Genomic DNA, 10,055 nt, shown 5'->3' with positions numbered 1-10,055 from the left:
CGCCGCAATATTCCCGGCCTTGTCGACATTGCCAAGGAATTGCTGGCGAGACGAACCTGACAGCGCCGCTCATCTAGCACGAAGCCTCGGGCTCACGGAGAGCAATCCGCCCTGCCCACGCCTCTCGCGCCCGACGCTGCCGCGTCCACCGCAAGCCCGGCTCGCGAAACGTGACGACACAAGATCGCCCCTCAAGGGTGAGCCGGGATGGGCGATACATACGATATTTCCGAATTTCGGTAAAGTGGAATATTTTTGTGGGGAGGGATTGACGGCGGCGGCGGGTGTTTTGCCCGACGGGCGGAATTCCAGCCTCCAGGTTAGCTCAGGACCGACAAACAGCGCCTCCCTATGAACCAGTCGAATCGGCTAACCATAACATTGAGGGTCGGCTTCCGTTTCGGGCGATTTTTCTGAGCACCGGCGTGCACTTGGAGCGTAACCAGCTTTACCGATCAACGATAGGAAGACTGCTGTCCGGACTCAAAAGTCCGGACCGAACACGTCGTTGTTGAACTGGGCCGAGGCCTCGTCGTTGTCCATGCTGTTGATCAGGTTCTGCTCGGGATCCGTAAAGCCACCTGCTGAGAGCGTATCTGCCGGCAATGCGCCATAGCTGGCGCGGTATTTGTCCATCGCGGCCACGCTGCCGACATACGCACAGGTGCATCCGGAGGGATCGGCGTAGACATAGTAGGGACGCCCGCCCTTTTGCCGCAGTTGGAATTGATTGGGTGGAAACGACATCAGCCGTTTCAACATCTCCGGCGTGGTGGCGGCGATGGGGTCAAAGCCCGATGATATCAACAATTGGCCCGTCGACTGCTGAGCGTAGACGCGGGCGCCCCAATATACCTCGGCGAGAAGAACGACCGAGACGATGGTTGCAGTAGCGCATGCAGATCGAAGACTCATGTTTGTCCTCCGGGATGCCTGAATGGACGACCGATTCGAGCGGGATTGAAACGGAAAGCGTCTATAAATATGCCGTGTAGGAGCCGATCCACACCAGGATCGACATCAGCAAGCCGATGACGCCGGCGTTGTCCGCGAACACGGTGGCGGTGCCGGGCATGCCGAGCCTGAGCTGACTGCGGTCGATGGTTTTCGGTATGGAAATGGCAGCCGGATAGACCTTGGCGCCGCCGATCGAGCCGACGCGCGCCAGCGTACCCGAGATCGCGATCTGGCCCTGCCCCACGCCCTGCGGGATGGCCTCGACCGTCGCTTCGTGGATGCGGCCGGGGTCGTCGTCGAACACCAGCTTGACGCGCGCGCCGGGCTTGATGGTCTTGAATCCATTGGGGGCGAACATCCCCGCGATGAGGATATCGTCCGTGACGACGAACGACATCACCGATCGCGCCGGCATGGCGCGGTCTCCAACGGCCAGGGCCATGATCGTAACGACGCCGTCGCCGACGGCACGGATCGTCGTTTGCTCGAGCTCCCATTTGGCCTGGTCAAGCTGGGCCTGGATCTGTGCGACGGTCGTGTTGACCCCGCCGACCTCCGAGTCCATAGCCAGCCGCGCATTCAGCTGCGCGGCCTTGGCGGCCTGTAGCTGAAACACAACCGTTTCGTACTGCACCTGGACGTCCTGCAGGCGAAACCCGGTCTGCGCGTCCTCGCTGACGAGCTTGCGGTAATCGGCAAGCCGCTGGGTGTGATAGGCGAGCTGCTTGGACAGCCCCTCGACATTTGCAGTCGCCTGCTCGTAACTGGCCGTCAATTGCTTGACCTGCTGGCGCGCCTGGGCGAGCGAGGCCTCAAGTTGGTCGACCTTGTACTGGAACGGCGCCGGATCGATGCGGAACAGCACGGCGCCGGCTTTCACCGGTTCGTTGGGCTTGACCGGAATCTCGATCACCTCGCCGGACACATTCGGTGTGACCTCCATGACGCGGGAAATCACGACAAAGCTTCCCGACGGGGTGAGATAGTTGAACATCGCGAGGAACACCGCGAGGATGAAGGCACCGAACAGCCCTGCGACTGTGCCGGACGCCCAACCCCATCGCACCAACTTGAGCCTGAAGAAGACGAGCCACACCAGGATCAAGTACAGCGTCAGGATGATGAGCACGATTGAATTCCTCTAACTGCCGAGTACCGGATTGGACACTAATAAGCCCGGTGCCACGGCAGTATCGGCTAAATGCTAGCGTCCACGACTCCGTCGCCGCGCATCCAGCCGACCCAAATCGGATCTCTACGAGACGCGTTTGAAGCCGGGAGGCCTCTACGTCCCCTCACCAGTCGGCGAACCGATGACGGCGTGGTTACCTCGTTTCCGTGTGGACGGGCATGACACGCTAAGCGTCTTCGCGTCCGCTTGCCAATTTACCGAAAACGCCGCCACCCGCTATGCAGATTCGGCAATCTGTGCCCTGGGCGCGAAGCGATGGCCTGTAGCCGCGTCCGGCTTGTTGCCTGCGCGGGGTCTTCGACCGCGGCGTGCGCCCGCCAGACAGGCCTGGAGCGAGACGCGCCAGCCCGTAGCTGGCCCGGCGCAAGGACGCCGGGCCAAATTCTACGCAACTCCGTTAGTAGCACGGAGGATAGGGATAGTATCCGCAAACCGGCGGCCGATAATAATACGGGTGGTACGCGTAGGCTGCCGCAGCGCCGGCCGCCGCGGCCGCTCCAGCATAGAATGCACCCCGATAGGCCGTGCGTCGCGCAACGCCCGCGAATGAAAGCGGCGTAAATGGCAGGCCGATGATGTCGATAAAGACAGAGGCAGGGCCATCGGCGCCCTTGATGTCGCCTTCGAGAACATCGACATCGAAGGCGAGGTTATCGCCTTCGAGCTTGGGATTTTTCAAGGTGACGACGACATCCCGCACGCTGCTGCCGTCCTTCTGAAATACGGACACCGTGGCGTTAGGCGGATTCTTTGCAAAATTGTCGCTGCCCGATCCCCAATCTTCGACGATATGGCTGGTCAGATCGTGACCGGCCGAGCGAACCGGCCGATCTGCAAATATGATCGCATTCGGCGCCACGCCGGCGAGGACCAGCTTGCCGGACTGCAGGTTCGCGCCTCTGGAGTTGAAGACGATCAGCGATGGAACGACCTGGGGTTTGGTGGCCCCGATCGTCTTTAGCGGCGCCTGGGGCGCCGTGTCTTGCGCCAAGGCCATGTTTGTGACCGTCAGAGCACCGAGAAACGCAAGCGCACGCATCGTATTCGATAGCATGTTTCAACTCCAAAATCAGGGACCATCCGGGCCGAGGCATGATGGGAAAAGAATGGAGGCCGGCTGAATCGGCCGGCCTCCTTTCTTCATTAGTAACCGCCGAACTTGTAATTGACGCGAACCGTGAGCAGATTCACGTCAGTCTTGGTGTTGGTGGTGATCGAATTGACAGGCGCCAGCGACGGCGTCGCGAAGGTGCTGCTGTCGCTCACCCGCCACAGATAGTCGTACTCGAGGCCGGCCGACCAATTCGGGGAGAAGCCGTACTCGAAGCCGACACCCACGACGCCACCCCAACGGGTGCGCTTCGCAAAGTCGAGGCCCGTGCCGGTTGCGGTGTCGTAAAGACCGAAATTCTGGCTCCCAACCGCGGCGCCGCCCTTGGCGTAGAGCAGGACGTTGTCCATCGCATAGCCAATTTGGCCCGTGAACAGACCCAAGCCGTCGAGGGTCGACCTGAAGGTATTGGCCGGGTTCTGCAGGCTGACGCGCGTGTTGCGGATGTTGGTCCAGTCGCCCTGTCCTTCCAGACCGAACACCAACTGTCCGGCCTGCCAGCGATAGCCAACCTGGCCACCGATGGCGCCGCCGCCGGCGCTCTTGCAGCCTTCAGCGAAGATGCCGCCGATTCCGTTGATGGCGGTGATATCGACGCACTGGTTGCTCCAGCCATACCCGCCGTTTGCGCCGAGGTAAAAGCCGGACCAGTTGTACAGCGGCACCGCGATCGGGGCCGCCTTGTAGACGGGCCGCGACGGAAGGTCAGCGGCCTTTGCGATACCCGTGAGCGAAACGGACATCACCGCTGCCGCGGAAAGTAAGTAGATTTTCTTCATTACCTGCAAGCCTCATAGAATTGGAAAACACCTCCGCCATTTGCCATCGACCTTGTCTCGGTCGATATGCAGAAACTGTCACCTCGGACCATTTCACCGCAGTGTTGCACCAAAAACACCATTCCGAGCTCACAGCGAATTGCCAGACTTCACTGCACGAGACCGGCGATATGTCTCGGATGGCAATTCTCCGAACAGCGACCGGTAGTGCCCGGCAAACCTGCCGAACTCGGTGACGCCATGGGCCGCCAGGATGTCTGCGAGCCTGGCCGATGCGCCACTCCCGCGACGGACATCGTAGTAAACGAGGTTTAACTGCCGCAGCCTCAGATAATGCTTTGGCGAGAAGCCAAGATAGCGCACGAAAGCACGCAGCAAGGTTCGGTACTCCACCTTGGTCGCTTTCACGATATCCGTGATGTTGATGATTTCCGTCGACCGTGTCCGAACGAATTCAAGGGCCTCCAGAACGATTCGCTCGGACGAGAGGGTGTACTTGTTGGGCAGGACGGTTTCGCTCAGGCGATTGTCCCAAACGTAAGCCAGCTCATCCATCAAGGCGCGCTCCATGTCCCGGGCCATCATGGGCCGGTCAGTGGGAGCGCAATTGCAGATGGAGCGCAGAGCCTGCCTCGATGCTTCGATCAGTCTCGATGCGATCGGCTCTGGCAGCCGGATGAGATGCTTGGCGCTCTTCGGCGAATCCTGATTTGTGGCGGCGGGGAGGATCTTCCTCGCGATACTCTCTTCCCTCGGCAGCGACCACGCTACCCATTCGACATGACCGGAGCGAACAAAGGTGAAGTGACAATTCGGAGGGAAAATGACCAGGTCGGACGCCTGGCATGGCGCGCCATCGAGCACGACGCGATCGTCGAAGTTGGACGCCTGGATGATCAGCGTCGTAAAGGTCGGCTCAGTGACGCCATGGACGATCCCCGGGCCACCATCGGCGCCGAATTGAAGGATCGTGCGATTCAATGTGAGGTACTTCACGCCCCAACGGTGCGAGGACGGGGCGGATTTCAGAAATGTCACCGTCGCGCCTTGAATGGCGTCGGTGTATTGCCCGAAATCATTCAAATCCAAGATCCCGCCCCGTCAGAGCGGCAGCTCAGGTGAAGTAGATGGGAGCCTCTGCGGATCGCCACACTGCACGAGCGGATCGGTCGCAGCAGGCGGCCGATCCGTTCGCAGACGATCTACTTCATCTGGATGCCCATCATCTCCCGCTCTGCCTTGAACACGACGGCAATGGCATCGATGATGAGTTTTTCGGGATTGGCTTTGCAGTAGACGATGACTTCATGCTCCGTGAGCTTGCCCTTGCGCAGGTCGAGGAAATGCTTCTTGGCAAGGCCGTTGTACCAACCGCTGTACCAGGCCGTCAGCGCATCGGCGTCTTCCTGGTAGGTCCCCGCGAGTTGCGCGCAGGTCAGCTTCTGGACGTCAATGAATCCATTCGCATCGACATAGGACGACAGCGGCACCTGGGCCTTGGCTGAAGCCATACTGGCAAGCAGCAGAGTGACGGAAAGCAGTAGTTTCGAACGCATTGGGAACCCTCATTGGAATGAATCGGATATGGAGCGATTTCAATCGATCCGGATCTTCCGGATCCGCGCGCCTCCACTCGCGGCCGGCATCCGGGCTGAAACCATCGGCCCGGATACGCGATCAAGATCAGCGCAACGCTATCGGATAGTCGAAGCGGTGCGCCGCGCAGTCCGGTGGATCAGGGGCAGCGCATGTAAATGCGGCCATAGGCATCGACCGCCTGGACGCACGGGGGTGCGACAACAACCGGCGCGGCCGCGGCGGCGGCCGCGCCGACCGCTACTCCCGTGGCGACGGCGCCTGCTGTCACCGCTCGCGCCGTCGTGCGCCTGGCGACGCCGGCGTAACTCAAGGGCGTCAAAGGCCGTCCGATGATCGCATGGGCCTGAGTGACAAAGGAGCCGGGTTCAACCAGCGCCTTGTCGTTCGCGAACAGGCCGGCAGTCAGGGCGACGACCACTCCTGCGAGCTGCAGGGACTTGGTGATGGAAGATGTCATTTCTTTCCTCCCTGGAGTGATCCTGGCGGGACTTCATCGATGCCCCCAAGCGAGTCGAAAGCCACCGGCTTCACTTCCGCAGCGGGCTTGAAGACAAAGGCGTCCGCCGGCGGCTGGACATTTGTCTTCCAGTTCTTGATCCTCAGGATGTATTGGGGCGCGCCGGTCACTGCCTTGCTGGTAATGATGAACTTTCGGGGCACGGGATTGGCTCCGACTTCGATCCATATCTGCCAGTCGGTGTCAGGCGAACGGAAGGCGAGATGCTCGCACTCGACCCCGTCGATGACACCGCGGCCGATATGTTTGGCATCATATACACCTGTCATCAGGTCATCGAATGACCGAGGCAGCAGCAAGTCGGCACCCGGCGCCTCGACGCCGAAATCGGAACGCATCTTGTCGATCAATTGCTCCACGCTGCCGGAAAAATCCGCCTGGGCATAGGCGCCGACATGCTTTCCGAGGACCGTCACCTTCTTGCCGTCGAAGACCAGCTCGAGGTCTGCGTAGCCCCCTGTCCGGGTGGCGCGCAGTTTGTCGGGACGGCTGAGCATGACCTGCCCCGAACTCGCAAACTGAATCTTTTGCAGATCATTCGTGATCACTTCGATGTCCGAATCGAAGGTCGCGTCGATGGTGGGTTGGCCGCCGATATAGGCGGACATTCTTTTCAGGATTTGCAAGGCGCCATCGCCCTGCGCTTGCGCGCCGCCGGCCAGGATGGCCGCGCAGAGGACAACGCCGGGCGCGAGGGCGCGCCGAACAAGACCGAGTGTGATCATAGATGGAGTCCTGTTCAGAATCGGTAGTTGACGCCGCCACGCACGATATTCACTCGATCCGAGCTGACTCCGGTGCCGACGATCTTCGTGTAGAGATACTCGCCCTTCACGGACCAGTTCGGCGTGAACCCATATTCCACGCCAAGACCTGCCGAGATACCCGGACGCCAGGACGAGCCCGAACAATCCGGCAGGACGCCAAGCGTGCCGCAGGGTACGCCTGCGACGGTCGATGCGCTGGCGCTCGACTTGACGAAAGCTGCGCCGCCCGTGGCGTAGAGCAGCACATTGTTCATCGCCACACCGATCCGCGCCCTCACCGTCGACAGCGCACTGATGTTCGACGAGGTGTTCAGCGTGACGCCCTGCCCGAGGCCGAGAATGCTGGGTGTTACGACGGACGAACCCTTGATGTTGGCCCAGTCCAAATCACCCTCCAGGCCGAGCACGACATAACCCTGCTGAATCTGCCCGCCAAACGTACCGCCGATCATGCCGCCACTGATGTCGAAACCGGCACGATCGAACCTGTTGGCGAACAGCACCAGCGGGTCCTGATTGCCCCAGCCATACCCGCCGTTAACGCCGACGTAGAAGCCCGTCCAGTTATAGACGGCGGCAACCGAAACCGGCGCCTTGTAGGCGGGCGCCGCCGACAAGTCTGCCGCAGCCGCGTAGCCGCCCATCATCCCCGAAGCTGCGATCGCAACTGCAAACTTACCAATCTTGTTCATTGCCCACCTGAGTCATTGAAGAAATTCGTGCAGCATCAAATCGCATCTGGCGCGCGCAACCCGCTATGCAGAATCTGACGCATGCTTTCAGTTTTCCCGACTGTGGCCAAGTTGCCGCAGCCCATGCATCACGCCATCGATGATGACTGCAGGCCCACCTTCGCGAACGGCCTCTTGGTGCAAGGCGTAAGGGTTGACGAATATGCAGATTCTGACAATCCAGTGATGTTGAGCGGTGACCGGGCGCTCTTGGTCTGATTCAACTTTGCCGAACGTCATCATGCACTCGCGCGCATTCAACGCCCGCCAATACGCCGGAACGGTCTATGCAAAATCTGCCAATGCATAGGGCGCCGCATCGCGGCGGCTCCTACGGCAGATCTGCCTCTTTGGTGTCCTCGAATGAGGCCGGCTCGACAAATGGCAACTCGGACATTTCCGCAAGCCAATGGCCAATGAGCGTCGAGGGTATTGCCCGTCGCGGTGTGCAGGGATTGATGGTGCCCGCGGTCACGATATATCCTAGCTCGAATTTCTGGCGAGCAAACCTCTGGGCGTCGAGTTCGGTCGGAAAGCTCTCACTCTGTCTCGAACGTCGTTGCGCCGATGCTTTGCGCACCTTCTTCGGCACCTCAAACGAAACATACCATGTTTTCGGGAGGTCAGCTGGCACCGGGGTTTTCCGATTTGTTTTCCCTGTGGGCTCGCCTATCTCCGCGAGCTCGCCTCCACCACGCGCTTTCGGCACCACGAACTGGAGCCGCGTCCCATCCCGTCGCGCCAAAAGGCGCGGAGCTTCAATAGACCGGACGCAGCTGCAGGCCGGAAAGGCCGACGGTGACATTGATGGCAACTGATCCCTCTACGGAAACGGGCTGCAACGCAAATGACCGCCCCGAGCCACCGACAAGAACATTGACGCCGGCGCCCAAGCCGAGGCCGATATCACCTGACGCCCCGACATATTCGCCGGCGAGAGCTCCAACCGGAGGACCTGCCGTCGGGGCAAGAACCGCCCAAGCAAGTGCGCCTCCGGCCGAAACGCCGATATCGATTCCGACGGTGTTGAGTGCACCTTCATAGAGTTGAGTCGGGAACGGCGGGTTTTGTGTAAAGCGACATGACATCGATTGATGGCCAAATATGACAAACCCGATGCTGGGGTCGACCTTGCACCCCAGCATGCCGATCTGGGTCCACGATGCCTGTTGGGCGCCTGCGGGAGACGCAGAGCCAGACCATGCGCCGAGGGCGCAGAGGACAGCCATAATTGGTGCACGCATTCGCTTCCCCATCATCACGCAAAACCTCGTTAATCGCGGGCAGGCGCTTGGTCCTGAACCGCCCTCTGCTTTTCGCAACTAAGCATGCGCGAAGCCGATGAGACTATGCAAAATCGGCGCGCTGAACCTGCCGTAAGCGAAAAATCGCGCCTTCAACGGCTGAATGACGGGGTGAGAGTCACATGGGCGAGCCGCTTTGCGCATGCGCGCGTTTGCCCGGCATAGGCGGGAACGACGAGGCTGGACAAGGACTTACGATAAGCCAGCGGTAACTTTGCCGAAATTGCATAGTCGATCTCGAGGGCGCGCGCTATTTCGGTTTTCAATCCAAGCGTTACGTCCCCACCGCGCCTGCAAGTCGCGCCGCGCGTACCTGGTTCGCGAAAGAAGGCATCGCGATGCTGATCGACACACCGACCGCCGCGCACCTGTCGCAGGTCATTTCGCAGGTGACGGCGCCAGCATTTCTCCTTGGCGCAGTTGCAGCTTTCGTTTCGGTTCTGATCGGGCGCATGAACCGCATCGTCGACAGGCTACAGACACTGCATGCTACAATCGACGACGACACTTCCCGGACGCACCCCGAGGTGCCGCACCTCAGGCGCCGGGCCGTGCTTTTGAACAAGGCGATCGTTCTTTCGACGATCAGCGCGATTGTCACATCGCTCCTGGTGATCCTGGCGTTCGTCTCCACCTTCTTCCAGTTTCGGCATGAATACGGGGTTGCCCTGCTCTTTGTTATTGCGTTGAGTTTCTTCACGCTTTCGCTGGTGGATCTGGTCCGCGAGGCCCGCCTGTCACTGCATGACCTCAGCCATCACAAACCAAGCCGAAGCCCGTAGCAAACGAAATTCAAACGCCAGGGCGCGCCGCCCATCCATCATTTCCCGTGATAGCCGAGACCTATCGGGAGCGGGATGCGCCAATACGCGAGGATTGCCCTTTCGGTTTCGAAATAGTAGTTTCATTAATCGGAAGTTGTATGCAATCTAGAATTTCGACTTACCAGTTTAACGGCGATGTTACGTTCGTGCGATCTCTCTCAGGCATCCAAATGTTGCGGGGGTATCCGAAGTGTTTTGGGTTAGAAGGATGAGGATCGAAGATCCGTTGCTTTGCCCGAGCGAGCGCGGTTCAAGGATGCGAGATCAACGTATT

At 60.1% G+C, this 10,055-nt stretch carries 13 protein-coding genes; 1 reads left to right on the top strand and 12 read right to left on the bottom strand.

Annotated elements, in window-relative coordinates; translation table 11 throughout:
- Positions 1 to 483 precede the first annotated feature (483 nt).
- The 12 genes from AC630_RS44595 to AC630_RS34810 form a co-directional block, all read right to left on the bottom strand.
- Positions 484 to 915 (bottom strand): hypothetical protein, encoded by a 432-nt coding sequence (locus AC630_RS44595; RefSeq protein ID WP_143198547.1) that lies wholly within the window; start codon positions 913 to 915, stop codon positions 484 to 486.
- Positions 916 to 976: 61 nt separating this feature from the next.
- On the bottom strand, positions 977 to 2,086 hold the full coding sequence (locus AC630_RS34855; protein WP_074122938.1) for an HlyD family secretion protein: 1,110 nt from the start codon (positions 2,084 to 2,086) through the stop codon (positions 977 to 979).
- Positions 2,087 to 2,546: 460 nt separating this feature from the next.
- A complete protein-coding gene (locus AC630_RS34850) occupies positions 2,547 to 3,203 on the bottom strand; it encodes a hypothetical protein (protein ID WP_502691577.1) in 657 nt (218 codons plus the stop codon).
- Between the two features lie 89 nt (positions 3,204 to 3,292).
- Positions 3,293 to 4,039, bottom strand: coding sequence for an outer membrane protein (locus tag AC630_RS34845; protein WP_074122937.1), 747 nt, complete (start codon positions 4,037 to 4,039; stop codon positions 3,293 to 3,295).
- A gap of 129 nt (positions 4,040 to 4,168) precedes the next feature.
- Positions 4,169 to 5,128: a helix-turn-helix domain-containing protein gene (locus AC630_RS34840; protein ID WP_143198546.1), complete on the bottom strand. Its 960-nt coding sequence runs from the start codon at positions 5,126 to 5,128 to the stop codon at positions 4,169 to 4,171.
- A gap of 113 nt (positions 5,129 to 5,241) precedes the next feature.
- On the bottom strand, positions 5,242 to 5,595 hold the full coding sequence (locus AC630_RS34835) for an HdeA/HdeB family chaperone (RefSeq protein ID WP_074122935.1): 354 nt from the start codon (positions 5,593 to 5,595) through the stop codon (positions 5,242 to 5,244).
- A 179-nt stretch (positions 5,596 to 5,774) separates the two neighbouring features.
- Positions 5,775 to 6,095, bottom strand: coding sequence for a hypothetical protein (locus AC630_RS34830; RefSeq protein WP_074122934.1), 321 nt, complete (start codon positions 6,093 to 6,095; stop codon positions 5,775 to 5,777).
- On the bottom strand, positions 6,092 to 6,781 hold the full coding sequence (locus tag AC630_RS34825) for a DUF2092 domain-containing protein (protein ID WP_245330610.1): 690 nt from the start codon (positions 6,779 to 6,781) through the stop codon (positions 6,092 to 6,094). Before AC630_RS34825 ends, AC630_RS34830 begins: the two co-directional genes overlap by 4 nt.
- Positions 6,782 to 6,894: 113 nt before the next feature.
- The gene (locus AC630_RS34820; protein WP_245330609.1) at positions 6,895 to 7,614 is read right to left on the bottom strand and encodes an outer membrane protein; all 720 of its coding nucleotides are present in this window, start codon (positions 7,612 to 7,614) and stop codon (positions 6,895 to 6,897) included.
- Between the two features lie 87 nt (positions 7,615 to 7,701).
- Positions 7,702 to 7,893 carry a hypothetical protein gene (locus AC630_RS44590; protein WP_143198545.1) on the bottom strand — a complete coding sequence of 64 codons (192 nt, stop codon included), beginning with the start codon at positions 7,891 to 7,893 and terminating at the stop codon, positions 7,702 to 7,704.
- A gap of 91 nt (positions 7,894 to 7,984) precedes the next feature.
- On the bottom strand, positions 7,985 to 8,287 hold the full coding sequence (locus AC630_RS34815) for a hypothetical protein (RefSeq protein ID WP_208867085.1): 303 nt from the start codon (positions 8,285 to 8,287) through the stop codon (positions 7,985 to 7,987).
- Between the two features lie 124 nt (positions 8,288 to 8,411).
- On the bottom strand, positions 8,412 to 8,882 hold the full coding sequence (locus AC630_RS34810) for a DUF992 domain-containing protein (RefSeq protein ID WP_283808477.1): 471 nt from the start codon (positions 8,880 to 8,882) through the stop codon (positions 8,412 to 8,414).
- 413 nt (positions 8,883 to 9,295) lie between these two features.
- Between AC630_RS34810 and AC630_RS34805 the strand changes: the two genes are divergently transcribed.
- On the top strand, positions 9,296 to 9,739 hold the full coding sequence (locus tag AC630_RS34805; protein WP_074122931.1) for a DUF2721 domain-containing protein: 444 nt from the start codon (positions 9,296 to 9,298) through the stop codon (positions 9,737 to 9,739).
- Positions 9,740 to 10,055 lie beyond the last annotated feature (316 nt).

It is taken from the genome of Bradyrhizobium sp. AS23.2, from assembly GCF_001908185.1.
Classification (GTDB): Bacteria; Pseudomonadota; Alphaproteobacteria; order Rhizobiales; family Xanthobacteraceae; genus Bradyrhizobium.
The sequence above is the reverse complement of the archived record's forward strand: the minus strand, read 5'-3'. Positions and strand labels throughout refer to the sequence as shown.